The 19,967-nt window shown below is 44.9% G+C and carries 14 protein-coding genes; 13 read left to right on the forward strand and 1 reads right to left on the reverse strand.

Features of this window, described 5'->3' with window-relative positions; all coding sequences use genetic code 11:
- Positions 1 to 9 precede the first annotated feature (9 nt).
- The 7 genes from AC07KQ_RS01950 to AC07KQ_RS01980 all read left to right on the forward strand — a co-directional run bounded on the left by AC07KQ_RS01950 (position 10) and on the right by AC07KQ_RS01980 (position 9,273).
- Positions 10 to 2,667: a glycoside hydrolase family 38 N-terminal domain-containing protein gene (locus tag AC07KQ_RS01950; RefSeq protein ID WP_020751424.1), complete on the forward strand. Its 2,658-nt coding sequence runs from the start codon at positions 10 to 12 to the stop codon at positions 2,665 to 2,667.
- Between the two features lie 23 nt (positions 2,668 to 2,690).
- Complete coding sequence (locus tag AC07KQ_RS01955; protein WP_013245409.1) at positions 2,691 to 4,418, forward strand: class I mannose-6-phosphate isomerase; 1,728 nt, start codon at positions 2,691 to 2,693, stop codon at positions 4,416 to 4,418.
- A gap of 442 nt (positions 4,419 to 4,860) precedes the next feature.
- The gene (locus tag AC07KQ_RS01960; RefSeq protein WP_003583524.1) at positions 4,861 to 5,703 is read left to right on the forward strand and encodes an SAM hydrolase/SAM-dependent halogenase family protein; all 843 of its coding nucleotides are present in this window, start codon (positions 4,861 to 4,863) and stop codon (positions 5,701 to 5,703) included.
- A gap of 91 nt (positions 5,704 to 5,794) precedes the next feature.
- Positions 5,795 to 6,355 (forward strand): ECF-type riboflavin transporter substrate-binding protein, encoded by a 561-nt coding sequence (locus AC07KQ_RS01965; RefSeq protein WP_003563290.1) that lies wholly within the window; start codon positions 5,795 to 5,797, stop codon positions 6,353 to 6,355.
- Position 6,356: 1 nt separating this feature from the next.
- Positions 6,357 to 8,057 (forward strand): ABC transporter ATP-binding protein, encoded by a 1,701-nt coding sequence (locus AC07KQ_RS01970; protein WP_003583525.1) that lies wholly within the window; start codon positions 6,357 to 6,359, stop codon positions 8,055 to 8,057.
- Positions 8,054 to 8,881, forward strand: a complete 828-nt coding sequence (locus tag AC07KQ_RS01975; RefSeq protein ID WP_003563292.1) for an energy-coupling factor transporter transmembrane component T family protein — start codon at positions 8,054 to 8,056, stop codon at positions 8,879 to 8,881. Before AC07KQ_RS01970 ends, AC07KQ_RS01975 begins: the two co-directional genes overlap by 4 nt.
- Before the next feature lie 176 nt (positions 8,882 to 9,057).
- Positions 9,058 to 9,273, forward strand: coding sequence for a helix-turn-helix domain-containing protein (locus tag AC07KQ_RS01980; protein WP_012490974.1), 216 nt, complete (start codon positions 9,058 to 9,060; stop codon positions 9,271 to 9,273).
- A gap of 84 nt (positions 9,274 to 9,357) precedes the next feature.
- Here the strand turns inward: AC07KQ_RS01980 and AC07KQ_RS01985 are convergent, their stop codons facing one another.
- Positions 9,358 to 11,892: a PRD domain-containing protein gene (locus AC07KQ_RS01985; RefSeq protein ID WP_480156583.1), complete on the reverse strand. Its 2,535-nt coding sequence runs from the start codon at positions 11,890 to 11,892 to the stop codon at positions 9,358 to 9,360.
- Positions 11,893 to 12,175: 283 nt separating this feature from the next.
- On the opposite strand from AC07KQ_RS01985, the gene AC07KQ_RS01990 reads away from it, so the two are divergent.
- The 6 genes from AC07KQ_RS01990 (at position 12,176) to AC07KQ_RS02015 (ending at position 19,689) form a co-directional block, all read left to right on the forward strand.
- Positions 12,176 to 12,613, forward strand: a complete 438-nt coding sequence (locus AC07KQ_RS01990) for a fructose/mannose phosphotransferase system IIA component (protein ID WP_003573527.1) — start codon at positions 12,176 to 12,178, stop codon at positions 12,611 to 12,613.
- 12 nt (positions 12,614 to 12,625) lie between these two features.
- Positions 12,626 to 13,120, forward strand: a complete 495-nt coding sequence (locus AC07KQ_RS01995) for a PTS sugar transporter subunit IIB (RefSeq protein WP_013245411.1) — start codon at positions 12,626 to 12,628, stop codon at positions 13,118 to 13,120.
- Positions 13,121 to 13,515: 395 nt separating this feature from the next.
- Positions 13,516 to 14,379 (forward strand): PTS mannose/fructose/sorbose/N-acetylgalactosamine transporter subunit IIC, encoded by an 864-nt coding sequence (locus tag AC07KQ_RS02000; RefSeq protein ID WP_003563326.1) that lies wholly within the window; start codon positions 13,516 to 13,518, stop codon positions 14,377 to 14,379.
- Between the two features lie 2 nt (positions 14,380 to 14,381).
- On the forward strand, positions 14,382 to 15,227 hold the full coding sequence (locus AC07KQ_RS02005; RefSeq protein WP_003563328.1) for a PTS system mannose/fructose/sorbose family transporter subunit IID: 846 nt from the start codon (positions 14,382 to 14,384) through the stop codon (positions 15,225 to 15,227).
- Between the two features lie 33 nt (positions 15,228 to 15,260).
- Positions 15,261 to 15,593 (forward strand): PTS sugar transporter, encoded by a 333-nt coding sequence (locus tag AC07KQ_RS02010; protein ID WP_003563330.1) that lies wholly within the window; start codon positions 15,261 to 15,263, stop codon positions 15,591 to 15,593.
- Between the two features lie 205 nt (positions 15,594 to 15,798).
- Positions 15,799 to 19,689, forward strand: coding sequence for a bacterial Ig-like domain-containing protein (locus AC07KQ_RS02015; RefSeq protein ID WP_480156584.1), 3,891 nt, complete (start codon positions 15,799 to 15,801; stop codon positions 19,687 to 19,689).
- Positions 19,690 to 19,967: the final 278 nt, after the last annotated feature.

The following is a 19,967-nucleotide window of genomic DNA, read 5'->3' on the forward strand; positions in this document are numbered from 1 at the left end:
CTTTTATAAATGACTAAATCTGTTTTTGCTGTTGCCCATTCACATTGGGACCATGAATGGTATTTTACTCAAGAAGATGCTGACATGATCCTGATTGAAAATTTGGATTACTTGATTGAGACATTAGAAGAGAATCCTGAATTTCCTTCCTATACTTTCGATGGGCAATCCTCTGTTATTGATAAGTATTTGAAAATCCGACCTGAAAACAAAAAGAGGATTGAAAAGTTAATCGCTGATCGACGTTTATTCGTGGGACCTTGGTATACACAAACCGATGCTCTGTTGGGCAAGACTGAGTCAGTCATTCGTAATTTGCTCTACGGTGTGAAGCAAACGCAAGCGCTTGGACACACCATGGCAATTGGCTATGCACCGGATATTTTCGGTATGCACGCCTACTTTCCGTCAATTTATAAACGCTTCGGCCTGAAATGGGCAATTTTCCAACGAGGGGTTTATAACGACCAGGTGTCTTCTAATTTGAATTTTAACTGGCAGGCACCAAACGGCGAAGTGATTCCTGCTAATAATATCTTTTTTGGCTATGGTCCTGGTAAATTTTTAAGTGCTGATGACGCCTATATTAAGACACGTTTGAAACCGATCTTAGATGAACTGAGTCGTCGTAATCAACATACGGACAATCTGTTATTGCCAGCGGGTGGCGATCAAGTGCTGATTAATCGCCACTTTCCAAAGACAATCGCTGAATTGAATCGTCTGTTGCCGGACTACGATATTAAACTCACCGACTATGAGACCTTTATGCAGGCCACATGGCAGCATCACCATTTTCCAAAAACGATTGAAGGGGAATTAGTTGCTGGGCAAAAATCGCGTATTCACAATACGTGTCGCTCAACGCGGTATGACATCAAGAACCTGAATTTTCAGGTAGAAGATTTGTTGTTAAACGAGCTGGAGCCGTTATGCACTATTGGCAGTCAATTTGGCATCAAGTTTCCGCAAAACTGGTTGGATCAAATCTGGCGCAAAGTCTTTGAGAGCCAGGCTCATAATGGCATCGGTGCCTCGAACTCAGATGACGCTAATCATGACATTGTGGTTCGTTTAACGAGTGCACTGCGGCAAATTAAAGATTTAATCAACATGGTTAAGCGGCAGCTGACAGCGGCAATTAGCAAACAAACACAGTTGGAAGATATTGTGGTGTTGTTCAACACTAACATTCGAGAAGAACACTATCAGCGCAGCATCGTTTTATTTACCCATCACAAAGACTTCACACTAAAGACGATGAATGATGAGCCACTGGCATACAGCATTTTGCATCAAGATGAGCTCGACGGTGGCAAGGTGATTGTTGTGACAGCAGGTGGTGAACAGGAAAAATCCGTGCCCCCGTATTATCGAACAGAAATTTTAGTTGAGGACATCAAGCTACCAGCGATGGGGTTCACAACTCTTCAGGTTCAGGATGGTGTGGCAGGACAGTGCGACCATCAGAGCGCAATAAAGGCCCAGGTCATTGAGAATGAGTTTTATAAAGTGAGCTTCGACGATGACCAGCACCTTCGTCTGCAAAACAAGCAAACTCGACAAGCCATTGACGATCCCTTTTACTTCGATGATCAGGCTGACGGCGGTGATTCGTTTGACTATTCACCAATTTCAGGAGATCAAGCAAAACTCATCAATGAACCGGTTCTGATTGATGTGACGAAGAGTGCTCGTCGACAAGTGATGCGACTCGAATTCAAAGCGCAACTGCCGGCTTCGTTAAATCAAACGGCTGATGCTCGCTCAGAGGCTGTTAAGGATTTTGTGATTAAGACGACCCTAGTGCTTGATCAAGGAGAGCGTCATTTAAAAGTTGAACACGATGTTGACAATCACATTAAAGATCATCGTGTACGCGTTCACTGGCACACAGGTGTTAAGAACATGAGCGAAAACTATGCGGATCAGGGATTCAGTTTGCTAACCCGCAAGAGTACCAATTCTCATGAGGCGACCTGGCAAACTGAGGGATTTGTCGAAAAACCTAAATCGATTTTCGTTTTTGAATCTATGATTGCTTTGTTCGATGATGAGTCTCACTTTAGTTTGCATAGTGGCATGCTTAAGGAATACCAACCATATCCTGATACACACACGTTGGCGTTGACCTTGTTCCGGAGTAATGGACTCTTAGGTCGAGATGATCTGGCTTGGCGGCCTGGCAGAGCCTCAGGAATCAACAACATGGTCGTGCCAACACCAGATGGACAAATGCTTCAGCAAATGCATTTTGCCTATACGGTTGAGTTTGGCTTGAAATCAATCGATTCTCAGCAGGCCTTTAAGCAGTCGGATGCAATTTATACAAAGACCGACTTTTATCAAAATCAGTCGTTGAACTCTTATCTTAATCGAATTGATCGCTTTCAAATCCCGAAATTGAAAGCCGACGTACCAGCTCACTTTTCACTATTGCATAGTCAAAATGAAAATCTGTTCTTCGCTGCTTTGAAGCAAGGATGGAATGGCGGGGTAGTTTTACGTCTCTTCAATCCAACGAATGATGCCCAACCGATTAACTTGAAAACCTCAGAGGCGATTCAAAGAACTCGAGTCGTTGACCTGAAGGAAGATCCGGTTGGTGAATTCAAAGAAGGGCAATTGTTAGCTGCAAAAGACTATATCACCTTGAAATTCAATTAACTTGTTGATGAAAGGAGTTCATCATGACGTATGAATTACGGCCAAAGATTGAGGCTAAAGACTATCAGATAGCGGCTCAGAACGATAAAATTGGCAACTTTATTCGGCAACAATTGAGTCAAGCTGATCCTGAAACTCAAACCGTTTTAGTCTTTGAAGCCTACCCGGGGGTTGATCAGGATAAACTGTTAGCTTTGGCAAAGTCGTTACAGCCGAAGCTCATCATAAATGCGCTCGATCAGACACTGCCGCAATCGGAAGTTAATGCAAAGTTAAAAACGACCTTAACGGATGATCGTGTCCTTGGGTTGATGACGCATGCCAACATGGCAGACTTCTTTGACTCAGAGAAGATGAACCGAGTCCGAGATCGAATTGCGCATGCCGAAGGGTTAGTTATTGTGTACGGTGTGGGAGCGTCTTTAGTTGCAGGAGAGTGGGATCATTTAGCCTACTTCGATTTAACGCGCTGGGAGATTCAACTGCGTTTTCGAAAGGGGATGAACAATTGGTTAGCTGCCCCTGAGCCTGATATACTCAAGCAATTCAAACGTGGGTATTTCTTTGAATGGCGGATTGCAGATCGTCGTAAGGAGGCGTTGTCCTCCATGATGGATTTTGTCGTTGATACCACGACAAACGATCATTGGACGATGATAACCGGCGATACTTTTCAGCATATCCAACAATTGGCTGTCCGGCGTCCCTTCCGACTGGTGCCTTACTTTGATGCAAGTGTTTGGGGTGGGCAGTGGATGAAAGAAACATTTCAGCTCAATCCGGGAAAAGAAAACTATGGCTGGGCATTTGATGGTGTTCCCGAAGAAAATAGCGTTTTGTTTCAACTCGGTAATGGTGAGTTCGAAATGCCAGCCATTAATTTGGTTCATAACTTTCCGCTTCAGTTACTTGGAGAGCGGGTAACAGCCTTATTTGGACCAGAGTTTCCGATTCGATTTGATTATTTAGATACGATGGGTGGAGGAAACCTCAGTCTTCAAGTTCACCCTAAAGTTGAGTATATCCAGCAACAGTTCGGCATGAATTACACGCAAAACGAGAGCTATTACATTCTGCAAGCAACTTCACGATCCACTATCTATTTAGGCGTGAAAAATGGTACGAATAAAAAAGAGCTTTTCGAGGCCTTGAAAGAGGCTCAGACTGGTCAGGCTAACTTTGATGATGACAGGTTCATTAACGTCTTTCCGGTAAATAAGCATGATCACTATTCTATACCAGCTGGAACCATTCACTGTGGAGGACCGGACACAGTTGTTCTGGAAATTAGTGCGACCCCCTATATCTTTACTTTTAAGCTCTGGGATTGGGGACGGATAGGATTAGATGGCAAACCAAGACCAATTCATCTTGATCATGGTGAACCTAGTGCCGACATGCGTTTCGACACTGATTATGTAAAGGACAATCTGTTCAGCAAAAATAAGGTCATTCAACAGACGGAGCAAGAATTGATTGAAGAGACTGGCTTGTGCGATCTGGAGTTTATTGCGACTTACCGCTATACCTTTACAGATACCATTGAAGTTCAGGATCACGATAGCGTGAATATGTTGAACTTAGTGGAAGGAGATGCAATTGAGCTAAGCAGCCAGACCGATGCATTCCCGCCAGTGACCATTCATTATGGTGAGACTTTTATCATTCCTGAAAGTTGTCATCATGTGCAGGTGACTAATTTGACGCCATCTAAGCCAGTGAAGCTTCTTCAGGCGTTTATCAAAGATTAACAAAAGTGTGTTGAAACCATTACTACGTTGCAAGGTTTTTTTGATGGTTAAGACAAAAGTGAGTAGCATGAATTAGTCTCATTAGAAGAAGTCATTCTGATTTTCGAGTAGGTATCGAAAACGGAATGGCTTTTTTAAATGATGAAAAAACGTGATCCATAATGGTATGGAATAGTTTAGATTTCATGCCTTATAGTAGTCTAAAATTGAAAGAAGAAAAGCGGTTAAACTTCTTCAGCAGCTATAGTAACCAGCACCTTTACCTTTACACCCGAACATTTCTCGGCTAAACTCAGAATACATTCAGTTATTTCGAATCTTGGTGGTTATGTTCACAACAAGCACATCGTCAATGATGCAATTGAAATACTGAAGAAAATAGGATCGCGTTCGACAAACCGATTGGGCGCCAATGGGACTGTCGACGCAAGGGGGACAGAAAATGGCAAAGTTAGTCTTACAAACAGATTTTGGGTTGGTTGATGGTGCGGTTGCTGCGATGTATGGCGTGGCTTATGGCGTTGATGGTGAGTTGTCGATTCATGATTTGACGCACGAGATTCCGCCGTATGATATTTTTGCAGCGTCTTATCGGTTGTATCAAACGACGAAGTATTGGCCTGAGGGGACGGTTTTTGTTTCGGTGGTTGATCCTGGTGTCGGTAGCGATCGGCGTAGCATTATTGCGGAGACGGTGGATCATCATTTCATCATCACGCCGGATAATGGGACGTTGACGCATTTAGCAAAATTTGTCGGATTGAAGCGGGTGAGTGTGATTGATGAGGCATCGCATGCCTTGCCTGGCAGTCAAGAGAGTCATACGTTCCATGGTCGTGACATTTACGCTTACAATGGCGCTAAATTAGCAAGTGGCCAGATCACCTTTGAGGATCTGGGCAAAGAAATCGAACCTGAGCAAGTGGTGATGTTGCCATTGGGTGAGGTTAAAGAAGGCGTTGATCAAATTGCCGGTACGATCGACATTTTGGATATTCGATTTGGCTCGTTGTGGACAAATATACCGTTGGCTACCTTTAAGAAACTTGGTGTTGCAGCTGGCGAGTTTGTTCAGGTATCGATTTATTATCACGATCAATTGCGTTATCAAAACCAGATGCCGTTTACCCGGACATTTGCCGCGGTGCGGGTTGGTGAGCCGCTGGTTTACGTGAATTCATTACTGAATCTTGGCGTTGCGATCAATCAGGACTCATTTTCAAAGCTGTATCATATTGGCACTGGGGTTGATTGGCATATCACGGTGAAGCGGCTTTCGGTATAATTGAATGCATGAGCAGTCTGCTGGCGGCGATGGCTTTGGCGGCTGCTCAACACGGGTAAGTAACGGTACGTTTGACAAGGAGGGCAATCATATGCGTGATCAAAAGGCTTTGAGCGTACGTACAGTGGTGGCAATCGGTATTGGTACGGCTATTTTATTTATTTTGAAACGATTTGCGGTGATTCCAACAGGGATTGCAAATACGAACATTGACATTTCTTATGGCTTTCTCGGCTTTATCGCAACGCTTTTCGGCCCGATTGCTGGCTTTTTCATCGGGTTTTTAGGGCATGCTTTGAATGATTTTACGCAATACGGGACACCATGGTGGACATGGGTGTTCACGACTGGTTTAGTCGGTATGGTGATCGGGTTGTTCTGGCGTCGCTTCAATGTCGAAGCGGGCAATTTTGGCATGAAGAAAATTGTAAGCTTCAATCTGTTGCAGATTATTACGAATGTGGTGAGCTGGAGTCTGATCGCACCAACACTGGATATTTGGATTTACAGTGAGCCGGCAAATAAAGTTTATGTCCAAGGGATCGTGTCAGCTATCTCAAATAGTATTGCGACCGGTGTTATTGGCACCATTTTATTGGTCACTTATGCAGCCACACGCACGCGGTCTGGCAGTTTGAAGAAAGAGTCTTAATATGGCAGCACCAGCAATTCAGCTTGATCATGTCACGTTTCAGTATGACAGTCAGGCGGAACCGACTTTGCATGATATTAATCTAACCATTCAACCAGGAGAGAAAGTACTGATTGTTGGCCCGTCTGGATCAGGCAAGTCAACGTTAGGTAACTTGATCAATGGGTTAATTCCGCACGCTTTTCCGGGCAAATTGAGCGGCACCGTAACCGTCAACGGGACGGTGGTTCAGGATGCCAGCTTGGCGACACTTTCACTGCAAGTCGGAACGGTTTTGCAGGATCCGGATGCTCAGTTTGTTGCTTTGACAGCAGGCGAGGATATTGCCTTTGCTTTGGAGAACAGCGCTGTCGCACCTAGTGAGATGCATACACGCGTCAAAAAATGGGCCGATCGTTTGAAAATTGGCGATTTACTGGCGCAAGCACCGCAATCACTTTCAGGCGGCCAAAAGCAGCGGGTGGCGATGGCCGGTGTTTTGATTGATGAAGGGGATATTTTACTGTTTGATGAACCGTTGGCCAGTCTTGATCCGGCCACTGGTGAAGCATCGGTAGACTTGATTGATGAGTTGCATCAGACTTATCACGTCACCGAAGTCATCATTGAACATCGTTTGGAAGATGTGTTGCGGCGGCCAGTGGATCGATTAGTCGTGATGAAGGACGGTCGAATTATTGCCGATGATGCCCCAGAAACTTTATTGCATGGACAGTTGCTGCAACAGATCGGCTTGCGAGAACCGCTGTACTTGGAAGCGGCTGAGTTTGCGGGGGTTGATTTGGATCAGGCGGATCATTTGGCTGACCTTTCGCGTTTTGAGGCCCCACAACTCAGACCTAAGTTGGCTGCTTTCACAGCGGAGGCTGCGACTGTTAAGCCGGAGCAGCTTCAGGCACCGTTATTGTCGATTGACGGGTTGCAGTTTGGCTATCCTAATGGCCGTCAAATTTTTACCGACCTCAGTTTCACCTTGCATCATGGTGAGATGGTGGCCTTGGTTGGACGCAATGGGGTTGGTAAGTCAACCTTGAGTCATTTGATCGCTGGGTTTTTGAAGCCGGGTGCTGGCAGGATGACGCTTGATGGTGAGGATTTGGCTGATTGGTCGGTGAAGGAACGCGCCGATAAAATTGGGTATATTTTACAAGATCCAAATCAGATGATCAGTAAACATCTGATTTTTGATGAAGTCGCTCTTGGGCCGCGTTTACGTGGTTGGGACGAGACGCGTGTCAAAACAGCGGTCATTGAGGCGCTGAAGGTTTGCGGCTTGTATCCATTTCGATCGTGGCCGATCAACGCCTTGAGTTATGGGCAAAAAAAGCGTGTCACGATCGCCGCAATTTTGGTGCTAGAACCGGCATTAATGATCTTAGATGAACCCACGGCTGGCCAAGATTGGCGTCATTTTACCGACATGATGCGTTTCTTGACGACCTTGAATGAACGTGGGATTACGATGATGCTGATCACGCACGACATGCATTTGATGTTGGAGTATGCGCAGCGGGCTATTGTATTAGGCGACGGTGGCATCTTGATGGACGACTCGCCAGCAGCAGTGTTGACCAATCCGGCTATCATTGAGCATGCTTCCTTAGCACAACCAAGTTTGTATCGCCTCGCTAAGCGTGAAGGCCTTGACCCATTAGCCTTCACGCAGGCTGTGATTGACCAAGAACGGAGGGTGCGCCAATGAACTCACTTTTTGGTTATGATCCGCAAGATACATGGCTGCATCGATTAACGGGTGCGACGAAAATGCTCGCGTTCATTGGTATCTCGGTCATTGTGATGGCGAGTTATGACACACGCTTTGTCTGTGCAGTGATGCTCGCATCGATCATTCTGTTTGCCCAAGCTAAAATTCATTGGCGGCAAATTAGTTTAGTGGTCAAAATTATTACGATTTTTGCAGTGGTCAATTTATTGCTCGTGTTTGTTTTTTCGCCACAGTATGGCGTTGGCTTGTATGGCAGCAAGCACGTTTTGCTCAATGCTGGTTACTTCACGATCACACAAGAGCAATTATTCTATGAAATGAATCTAGCGCTGAAGTATATTGTGACCGTGCCACTGGCGCTGATTTTCTTAATCACGACCAACCCCAGCGAGTTTGCAGCGAGTCTTAATAAGCTGCATGTCTCATACCGAATCAGTTATTCTGTTGCGTTAGCGTTGCGGTATATCCCTGACGTTCAAACGAATTTCCGCCAAATCAGCCTAGCGCAGCAAGCTCGTGGTTATGAGCTGTCACGCAAGGCAAAGCTGTTTCAGCGACTGAAAGGTATGGGGCAAATCTTGCTGCCGCTGATCTTTACCAGTCTCGATCGTATTGATCAGATCAGTCAAGCAATGGAACTGCGACGTTTTGGTACAGGCAAGCGGCGGACGTGGTACATGGATCAGCCGTTGCGCACGCCTGACTGGATCGTGCTGGCCGGTGTTGCCGTGATTATCGTCATTGGGCTGTTTCTGTTTCATGTTAATGGCGGACGGTTTTATAATCCGTTCCGAGGATGATGTAAAAAAATATGAATATTGCTTCATCAAAAAAGTTCGATGGTCGTTTAACGGATCACCGAACTTTTTTATGTGCTGATGTTGCCTTGACCAACTGAAGACAGATGAAGTAGCTGCTAACGAACAATCCCTCATTGCCTTCGATGGCGCTGATTCAGTGTTGAAGGTGTATCTCAATGGCGATTTCATCGGGCATAGCAAGGGTGCCCGTTAACCAAGCCATTGAATTGCTACGAAACACTAATGATGCCATCGGTGATATTGCCATCAAAGTCGGTTTTTCAAGCTACGTGCAGTTTGCCAAAGCTTTCCAAAAAGCTAGACAAATGTCACCGTCTGCTTTTAGAAAGGCTATTTCAAATGGTGAGTTGAGTCCACGGAAAATTGATTAAGGCCAGATGATCCTACTGAGCAAGCACGAAAACACCCCTCGTTATGGTTTCTCAATAGCGAGGGGTGTTTGTTTTGTCATGTGATCACGCCACAAAAATAAAGTCCTTGAGCAGTTGATAAAGCAAAGCAATTTCGTAGTCCTGTACCTTGATATTGAATTTTTGCTCAACTGGCTGAAAAATGCCGCTGGAAAGGGAGAAGAATTCTTGCTCAGGGGGGGTTAAGGTTGCGCGATCAATTGAAGTAGTGCTGCGTTTGCTGGTCATCATGCGTTCAATCATTAAGGACAAGTGCATGAAGAGATTGAGCTTTAGTCTGGATCCGAATTTGACGTTGTAGAAATCTTCGTAGTGGGAGACAATGCGTTGACTTTCTTGAATGACAATATCGGGATTCAGGATCTGCAAGCGGCCGCGGATACCTTCTATCGACAAGAAGCGAACCAATCGATCAATGAGTTCATTAATGGACTGGGGGCTTTCACCACAATTGCGTAGGACAGTTTGCATTTTTTGTGAGGAAGCCTTATCGAAAACATTATAGACATTCACGATATCAATGCCGATATCGGCCCCGATATCGCCAGCAACATCGGTGGTGGTTAAGATTAACTGGGTATTCGAGAAAAATTTTCGATCATGATTGGTGAGCAGGGTATGGAGTTCTTTGTAGTCAACGGCAATGACTTCAAGTGCTGGCGAAAGGGTCGCATCAATTAGCTTTTTGACTTCTTCAGACAGACCGACGCCAGACATGCAAGAGACGATAATGTTTTTCTTGTTTGATAAGCCTTCGTAATATTGGGCTTCAGTTGTTGCACCATATTGCTCGCTGGCTTCAGCGATGGACTGGAAGGCATCATTACGCTGAACGCGCAGGCCAATATCGAGCGCCATAGCAGTGGTTACGTTGTTGACCACAATCAGCTCTTGATCAGATACCTTTTTAATTTCTCTGAACATCTGGCGCAAAGAACCCATATCGAATAAGACAATATTACCCTTAGCAGATGGACTTTGATCGGTTAGGTATTCCTGAACGTAACCGTTGATTTGATCAAGTGTCACATCAATGGGCATATCAAAAGCCTCAAAAAAGTAATTACCGCAAAGCGAATTCACCACTTGCTGGATGCTCGATGCGGTGTGTTCGCCGTGAGCAAGCAGGATGGCATTGTATTGCGCTGATTCGATTTTACTTTCGCAATGAATCATCATCATGAAGAATGGCAAATAATAGTAAGGGCTTTGAACATACTGCGCTTTTAACTTAGTCAAAAAGTGCTTGAAAAGGTAGTAACTTCGAGGATAACGGTGCTTGATTGCTTTCTGAATTTTCAGTGCTGATTGTGTGTCTGGCAAGTTGTCGCGACAAAGACCCGCGAATGCGAAGGCAAGTGCCACATTTTGCCAGAAAATATTGTCGCTTGGAAACGTTACACCATATACATGCGTGATATACGTTTTAGCGTCTTTTTGAATGGCTTGCGCAAATACAGACAGAAGTTTTTCACTAGCAATGGTATCGACTTGATTGAGCACTTTCGCCAGAAGAAAATTCTGTTCAGTGATGGACTCGCCATTGTTTAGCGAGTCAGAAAGTTTCTTAAAAAGCGCATCAGTTGTTGGGCCAAGCTGCAACGCGCTGGTGATCAAAGATGTGATTCTTGCTTGCAAGGTCTGTTGTTTAGGCGTTACCAGAATCGCACTTGTATCGGTTTGACCAAGCCGTAGCTGCGTGTGGTCAGGCGCTTTGGCATAGGCGCCAGCGCAAAGCAACTGAACACGGTTATTCAATGCCGTGATGTTATTGACGTGATCAAAATTTGCCAGTTTGATCAACTCGTTTGGTGCGATCAAGATCTCTTTATTGATTTGATCAGCCTGTTGTTGAAGGTACATCGCCGCAAACGTAATGCGCTCGTTTAAAGGTCGATCGCTAAAAGCACTTAGTTTAATCTGAACCGCTGCACTTTTGAACCAGACACGCGCTGCTTTGAAAATTTCAGTTGTTCCTGAATAGATGTAACGAAAAGCAGTGGTTTGTTGCTGGTTGGTGTGCGTGAAAAGATAGTGTTGATCTGATGAGCCTAGCATCTGCACATTTTTAATATACAAGTAGCCACTTTCGGCGGTGCCATCTGCCGTCGTTGCATTGTTCTCACTTTGCAACTTCTTTTTGAGTGTCCCTGGATGATCCTTATAGTTGGCACAATCAATGATTTTAAACACAGCTGTTTTCTTAAGCACTTCACGACGAATGGCTTCGTGATAAATTGCCTGAGCAAATGGCAACTTGCCACTACCGGCTGGACCAGTGATGAAGATCGGCAATCCATGTGTTGGATAGACGATTGCTTCGATTGCCAGCTGAATGTTAGTGCTTAAACTACCGTGGACACCGATTAAGTCGTCAAAAGCGGAATGGTCCCGCTTGACTTGCCAGTAAACTGGTCTACTGCCGGTCTTGAGCAGTTTGCCTTGCTTTTCGAGCTTAGATAAATAACTACTGGTCACGCCGCGTGTTAGCCCCACTGCATCGGCAGCCTGATTAGTTGTGATTCGTTCAGTTGGAAAGTGTTGCACAATTGTCGCATAAAGTTTTTCTACTGCGTTCAAAGAAACCACCCCTTAAGCACTATTCCCGCAAATTAAGCACAACGTCTTCGTGACTTTTATTAGTAATGTGCTTAACATAATCATTGTAAGCGTTAACCTTGTTGACGTCCAGATATAGAGAGAAAACGACTTACATAACGATTGCAGAAGGGAGGGCGTTCCTCGCGGGGACAACCGCAATACTGTCCGAACAATAATGGATCACTTTCAGTTGTACTTCGGTTGATTGTCGCCTTTTGCGGTAAATCCATATTTTCATAGTCTTGATAAAGGGATGATTTAGATGAAATATTTGCTTCTTGTCAGTCACGGTGATTTCTCCAGTGGCTTAAAGCAAACCTTGGGTATGTTTGCGGGCGATGATGCGATTGGTTCTGTCATTGCGGTTGGTTTAAAACCCGATGAAGCAGCTTCAACATTTGGAACACGGTTTGAGGCATTGCTAAAGACCCTGCCAGAGGATGCAAGCTTTGTTGTTCTGGCAGATATTGTCGGCGGTAGTCCACTCACAACGGTTTGCAACATTTTGAACGATCATGGCAAGCTGCAAGATACGCTTGTTCTTGGCGGGATGAACTTCCCAATGGCGTTAACCACATTGATGTCGAAAGACAGTTTAGATAACTCAGCGTTAAAAGAAAAAGCATTTTCAGAAGCAACCGCGGCCATCAAAGAATTTCAGACGACCTCATCAGAAGCTTCTGACGATGACGATATTTAAGGAGTGAGCAAAATGGCAATTTCGTTTGTACGTATTGATGATCGCATGATTCATGGCTTGATCACGGTTCGTTGGGGCAAGGAATACCCGATGGATGGGATTATTGCGGTAAACGACAAAGCGGCAAACAATCCGATTTTGAAGGAAGCCTATATGGCAGCGTCTGACAAGAAGACCTTCGTTTGGACGTTAGATCATTTTGACAAGGTTAAGGATAAGGTGTTGAACTCAGCAACCAAGTATTTTCTCATCACCAAGAGTCCTCAAGATATGAAAAAGATCTTGGTCGATATGAACTTCAAGCCGGGCGACATTAAAACAATTGTTGTCGGTCCAGGTAATGATCGCGACAACGCGGTCAAACTCGGAGACAATCAGTCCTTTACCCAAGAGGAAGGCGATGCCTTTGAAGCGATTGAGAAGGCTGGTTATAAAGTTGAGTTTGCGCTGTTGCCAGATCAGCGGATTGGTAGTTGGGACAAATTCAAGTCACGCTTTGGGTATTAATGGTTGAACAATAACGCGCTCGCAGTCGCAGAAACCTGCACATAAGGACCTTGGCCGCAATGACCAAAGAGCAGTCATCACGTCCAAGGCTGCTTATGTTCCGGTTTCTAAACGCTTCTGCTCGCGCTCACAATAACGCGCTCGCCAGCGCTGAAGCCTACGTGTAAGGACCTTGGTCGGCAATGACCAAAGAACGGTCATCACGCCCAAGGCCGCTTACACTCCGGTTTCACCCGCGCTGGCTCGCGCTCACGATAACGCGCTCGCAGTCGCAGAAACCTGCACATAAGGACCTTGGCCGCAATGGTCAAAGTGCGACCATCACGTCCAAGGCCACTTATGCTCCGGTTTCTAAGCGCTCCTGCTCACGCTCACAAAAAAGGAAGGTAAGAAAAATGACAATTAGTTGGTTTCAAGCAGCTATTTTAGGTGTTTTCGCTTGCTTATGTTCCAACTCATGTATGGCTGGTCAAGCGGTTGGTAATTATACCATTGGCCGTCCATTGGTTGGGGGTCTTGTCTGTGGCATTATTCTAGGTAATCTTCAGTTAGGGATTGCCTGCGGGGTTGCGATGCAGTTGGTTTATATCGCATTGGTTACCCCAGGTGGTACTGTTTCTGCCGATGTTCGTGCTATTTCTTATATTGGGATCCCTCTAGCAATGGTTGCGATTTCTTCGCAAGGATTGAATCCGCTGGGTGGCGGTGCTGCTAACTTGGCTAAGTCAGTTGGGACATTAGTCGGAACTGTCGGGACGGTTTTGTACTACGCTGTTGCAACAATGAACCTGGTTTGGCAGTCCTTTGGTTGGAAAGACGTTCATAATGGCAAGCTTGATAAATTAACAGCTGTTAACTTTGGCTGGCCTTGGATCTCACATGCATTGTTCTCATTTTTACCAACAATGTTACTCACATACTACGGTGCTACGGCGGTTACAGCTTTGCGTAGTGCCTTACCAATGGACGGCATTGCCATGAAGACACTGTTCACGGTCGGCGGCATGCTGCCATGTGTCGGGATTGCGATTCTGCTTCGGCAAATTGTTGGTAAAGCGGCTGATTTCATTCCGTTCTTAGTTGGGTTCACACTTGCTGCTTCACTACACTTGAACTTAGTCTCAGTCACAGTTGTATCGTTACTGTTTGCGGTTATTATTTATGAAATTGAGATGTCTGGTTCTAACAACACACCTTCAAAGGGTAGTGCAGCACCAGCAGATGGACCAAGTGACGATGATGATGAGGAGGATATTTGATCATGGAAACGACAAATGACATGAAAAAGCTTGATCACAAAACACTGACAAAATCTTTTCATCGTTGGTTCTGGGGTGCGTTGACCTGCTTCTCACAAGAACATATGCAGACTTTTGGGTATATGGCATCAATGCTGCCAATTCTCAGAAAACTGTATCCGAAACATGATGACCAGGTCAAAGCCATTCACGCATACACCGCGTTCTTCAACACCAATCCAATGCTTGGGACGGTGATTGTCGGAATTACGGCCAGCATGGAACAGGCGCGTGCGAACGGTAAAGAAATTGACGGCGAGACCATTAACGATATGCGTGCTGGCCTGATGGGCCCAATCGCTGGTATTGGTGATTCATTGATTGATGGGACATTGATTCCCATTCTCTTAGGGATTTCCCTTGGTATGTCGACTGGCGGTTCACCAGTCGGGGCGATTTTCTACATTGTTGCTTGGGTACTGATGGCATACTTTGGCCAACGTTTCCTTTACTTCCGTGGTTATCGCTTCGGTGATCAAGCGGTTAGTTTCTTAGTTGGTAAACAAGGCGCGGCTGTTCGTCACGCTATCGGGATTGTCGGCAGTATGGTTGTTGGTGGGGTTCTGGCATCATGGGTTAACGTCACAACATCACTCAAATTACGCGGTGCTGATGGCAAAGTCTTCCTGAATCTGCAAGACAAGCTGAACAGCATCTATCCTGGTTTGCTGACAGTACTTGTAACATTATTCTGCTGGTGGTTGATGGCGAAGAAGCATGTTTCAGCTATCTGGACCATGCTGCTACTCGTTGTTGTTTCGCTCGTCGGTGTTCTAGTTGGTTTCTTCAACCCTGGCCTGTCTTACTAAACTACGAACGTGTATGGAAGAAGGAAAATCAAAATGACAATTGACGAAATGACTAAGGGATACGAAAAAGAAGTTGCTTATCAGAAGCATATGTTGAAAAACCTAGGCTACTGGTTTCAACTTTGCACCATTCTCAGTGGCGTTGGCATTGTTCTGATCTACTTCTTCCATGGCAAGACCTTGTGGTTAAACATCGTTGGCATTGTGCTCTTAGTCCTGGGTGCACTGGGGATGTTGATGTTCGGGTATTCCGGTTGGAAAGGGCAGCAAAACGTTCGCGCGGTTGTTGACGACTATGACAAGAAAATCAAATATTTTCAGAAGAAGGTTCGTCAGCAGACGGGCATTACGCCCAAAGCCAAATAGCTCCTGTTGTAGGTGACTTTAATTGTAGATACTTCATTTATCAGTGATAAGTGCAACTATGGCAGGACTGAGAAGTCGGTGAGATTCAGTTCTCATCGACTTTTTTTGTCGTAAGGCTACTTAGCAAAATGTGGTAAATGGACAGCGGCAACCAGAAGATTTCATGTATATGAAATGCGTCAAACAAATAGGAGGATGAATAAAGTTGGAAATGGATGAAAAGAAACATTACAAGATGTATAAAAGCAAGAGTGTATGGGTATTTGCCTGCTTATCAACATGTCTTATCGTTTCATTTTTTAATGACGGGCAAAATGTAAGCGCTGCGACAAGTGCTTCGTCTACCCAAATTAGTCAAACAAACACTGGTAGTCAGCCTAATAATGAAACGACAGGTGAGACGGCTCAGTCTTCAGTCAATAGTACGGCAACTGCATCATCATCAAGTGTGGCTGATTTGCCTAGTTCGAGCGACAGCAAGACATCAATTGGTAGTACAATCAGTCAACCAGCTGTTGATAAAAAAGAGACTTCCAAAAGCGATACTGCCGACAATGATTTGACAAAATCTGTAACAACGAGTGATTCAGACAAAGCGCTCCCCACTTCGAAAACCACGTTGCCGACAAGTAATGAACAAGTACAAAGTAGTGTGGGACAATCTCAAACTGACCAACCAGCATCGTCCGCAACAATTGCAACCAATGCAGTCACCTCTGACGTCAGTCAAAACGATCAGTATAATGAACCATACCGAAACCAGTATCACTACTCAAGTAGCCAGAATTGGATCAATGATCCTAATGGTCTTTTTTATGATAGCAAGACGGGGCTTTACAATCTGTATTATCAGTACAATCCGGAAGGTAATCAGTGGGGCAATATGTCTTGGGGCCACGCCGTCAGCAAGGACTTAATTAATTGGACACAAGAGGACGTTGCCATTCCAATGCTACAGAATCAGGGGTGGGAAGACTTTACGTATACCAACACAACTGGTTCGCTAAAAGATAAAGGCGAAGTTAGATATGTTGGTGTACCAACAACAAATTGGGGTGACGCTGACGGCAAAAAGGCTATTTTCAGTGGCTCGATTGTTGTTGACACTAACAATGTCAGTGGCTTAGGAAAAGACGCCATTCTGGCTTTCTACACTGCTGATTATCAGATCGCGACTAGAAAAAATGATGGTGCTGAAGACGGATGGGGGACGTGGATTGGTTTAACAGAAATTCAGGAGCAACATTTGGCTTACAGCCTCGATGGTGGCAAAACGTTTATTCAATATTCGAAGGATGGTAATGCAGCTAATCCCCAGGCAATCATTCCAACCAGTATGAACCAAGGAGGAGATGCCGCCAACTTCCGCGATCCAAGCGTGGTCTACGATGCGGTTAACAAACAATACTATTTGACAGTTGTGTCTGGTCAGCAAGCCCTCATTTATAAATCTAGCAATCTGTTGGACTGGACATATGCTTCTAAGATTGAACGTGAAAATGATGTTGGTAATGGCGTATGGGAATGCCCATCACTGGTACCGATGAAGGTAGCTGGAACAAATGAAACAAAGTGGGTCTTTTGCATCAGTGTCCAACAAGGCGCACATGCCACAGGATCTGGGATGCAATATTATGTTGGTAATATGACAGCCGACGGAACTTGGGTACCTGAGAGTTCAAAAACGTTGCAAAATCCAATGACGATGGATTCAGGAGAGGATTTTTATGCGGGTATTCCTTTCTCCAACATGCCTGATGGTCGAACGGTTATGTTGGCTTGGCAGTCGAATTGGAGTTATGTGGACGAGGCCAAAACTTCACCTTGGTCTGGCAATATGACACTTCCTCGTGAGCTGAGCCTCAAAAAGAATGCTGATACAACAGACGGGTACTTGCTGACGAATACTGTGGTCAAAGAAATTGCTAATAACGAAGAGGCCAATGTTATTAACAAGGCTGAAAGTAACTTTACGGTTACGCGTTCCGATGAGCAAGTCCAGTACGAAGGCAAACAATATAAGATAAGTGCAACTTTTTCTTGGGACGAAGCTGACAAACCGAAATCAGTTGGCTTTAAGTTGCGAGTATCTGATGATCAAAAATATGACATGATCGTTGGGTATGATTTAACTACGGGATTATTGTACGTTCAGAGACTCAATACCGGTGAACCCAACATGGGAGCACCACGAGACAAAATGAACGCAACAGTGAATGCGGATGGATCAATTACAATTACGGTTTATGTTGACGAAACAAGTATCGAAGCCTTTGCGAATGATGGGGAAAAGTCAATTACCCAAAATTTCTTTATGCGGCCAGAAAATATTGGGGACCAAGCCACAACAGGCGTCTATGTGTACTCGAACGATGGCACGACAAAGATCAGCGACTTAACTATCAATCCAATTACTTCAATTTGGAACAGTACTGGTCAACTAACTGAAAAATTTGTAGATGAAAATGGAAACACTATAGCCAGTGATAAAATTCAGACCGGTCGTGTAGGACAAAGCTACACTTCTGAGTCAGCAACGATTCCGGGCTATGTTTTTGTAAAAGAAAATACTGACCATATTAATAGCAACCAGTTGTATACGACCCAGAATCAAACGATTACTTATACCTATCGTGCGTCTCAAGCGTCTGTTGTAACCAAGGATACAACGTTAGTAGCAGGCCCATCAGCCGCTTGGAACGCGGCCGATAATTTAGTAGGCGCTACAGACGCAGACGGCAATGCTTTGGCTGTGTCTGATTTAACTGTCACCGGTGCAGTAGATCCAAAGACGCCGGGAACTTATACGGTAACGTATAGTTACACCGATGCGACAGGCAGCAAAATTAGTAAGGAAGCCACCGTGACAGTCATCGCGTCAAAGGCTGATATTGTAACCAAAGATACGGCAATGGTCGCGGGTCCATCAGCAACATGGAACGCGGTCGATAACTTTGTTGAGGCTACAGGCGCAGATGGCAATGCTTTGACCCTTTCTGATTTAACCGTCAACGGTGCAGCAGATCCAAAGACACCGGGAACTTATACGGTAACGTATAGTTACACCGATGCGACAGGCAACAAAATTAGTAAAAAAGCCACAGTGACAGTCATCGCGTCCAAGGCTGATATTGTGACTAAAGATACAACAATGGTCGCAGGAGCATCGACTATTTGGACCGCGGCTGATAATTTTGTTGAGGCTAAGAACGCAGATGGCAATGCTTTGACTGTTTCCGATTTAATGATCAATGGAACAGTAGATTCAAAGACGCCGGGAACTTATACGGTAACGTATAGCTACACCGATCCAGCAGGCAACAAAATTAGTAAGGAAGCCATCGTGACAGTCATCGCGTCCAAGGCTGATATTGTGACTAAAGATACAACAATGGTTGCAGGCCCATCAGCAACATGGAACGCGGCTGATAATTTAGTTATCGCTACAGATGCAAAGGACAATGCTCTGGCCCTTTCTAATTTAACCGTCACCGGATCAGTAGATTCAAAGACACCGGGAACTTATACGGTAACGTATAGTTACACCGATGCAGCAGGCAACAAAATTAGTAAGGAAGCCACCGTGACAGTCATCGCGTCCAAGGCTGATATTGTGACTAAAGATACAACAATGGTTGCAGGTCCATCAGCCGCTTGGAACGCGGCCAATAATTTAGTTAGCGCAACAGACGCAGATGGCAATGCTTTGGCCATGTCTAATTTAACCGTTACCGGTACAGTAGATCTAAAGACGCAGGGAACTTATACCGTTACGTACACTTATACGGATGTTGCTGGTAACAAGATCAGCAAAGAAGCCACAGTGACGGTTTTAACAGAAAAAGAGACAAACATTGAAGACAATACCGGATCCAGCATTTCTAACGATCGCGAGAATCCCCCTGCTTCGATTACTGGCAAAGGCGGAGACGACATACATCAAAACGCAAAGACAACAATGACCAAAAAGAAAACCGAGACATTGCCACAAGCTGGGAATCACGTCAATGAGTTAGCGATTGTTCTTGGACAAATGATCTTAGCAATTTGCGTAGGAGGTATTTTATGGTTAAAGAGGCGGGTGAAGCGAGTCTAAAATAATCAAGTGATTATCTGATACGGTCAGATCGCTTGTAGATCTAAAAACTCAAGGATTTATCTGGCACTGACAGGATAAACTAAGAGACATAGCTGGCCATTTTGCAAAAGCGAATGCTATACTAAAGACAGCAAAAAGCCGTTGTGCGCTAACACAACGGCCGGACAAATGCCCTTGCAGAGCCAGCTAACAAGCAGTGGCAAACAGGATTAGGCAACTAACAGCCGCGAAACCCGTGTGAAGGAAGCGCGGCTTTTAGTTTGCCTATTTTTCTC

It is taken from the genome of Lacticaseibacillus sp. YLM2-1, assembly GCF_056583465.1.

Coding starts and splice junctions, on each gene's coding strand:
- AC07KQ_RS01980 (WP_012490974.1), top strand. CDS start 9,058: ATGGCGATTTCATCGGGCATAGCAAGGGTGCCCGTTAACCAAGCCATT.
- AC07KQ_RS01970 (WP_003583525.1), top strand. CDS start 6,357: ATGGCAGCACCAGCAATTCAGCTTGATCATGTCACGTTTCAGTATGAC.
- AC07KQ_RS02005 (WP_003563328.1), top strand. CDS start 14,382: ATGGAAACGACAAATGACATGAAAAAGCTTGATCACAAAACACTGACA.
- AC07KQ_RS02010 (WP_003563330.1), top strand. CDS start 15,261: ATGACAATTGACGAAATGACTAAGGGATACGAAAAAGAAGTTGCTTAT.
- AC07KQ_RS01995 (WP_013245411.1), top strand. CDS start 12,626: ATGGCAATTTCGTTTGTACGTATTGATGATCGCATGATTCATGGCTTG.
- AC07KQ_RS01955 (WP_013245409.1), top strand. CDS start 2,691: ATGACGTATGAATTACGGCCAAAGATTGAGGCTAAAGACTATCAGATA.
- AC07KQ_RS01975 (WP_003563292.1), top strand. CDS start 8,054: ATGAACTCACTTTTTGGTTATGATCCGCAAGATACATGGCTGCATCGA.
- AC07KQ_RS02000 (WP_003563326.1), top strand. CDS start 13,516: ATGACAATTAGTTGGTTTCAAGCAGCTATTTTAGGTGTTTTCGCTTGC.
- AC07KQ_RS01960 (WP_003583524.1), top strand. CDS start 4,861: ATGGCAAAGTTAGTCTTACAAACAGATTTTGGGTTGGTTGATGGTGCG.
- AC07KQ_RS01965 (WP_003563290.1), top strand. CDS start 5,795: ATGCGTGATCAAAAGGCTTTGAGCGTACGTACAGTGGTGGCAATCGGT.
- AC07KQ_RS01990 (WP_003573527.1), top strand. CDS start 12,176: ATGAAATATTTGCTTCTTGTCAGTCACGGTGATTTCTCCAGTGGCTTA.
- AC07KQ_RS01950 (WP_020751424.1), top strand. CDS start 10: ATGACTAAATCTGTTTTTGCTGTTGCCCATTCACATTGGGACCATGAA.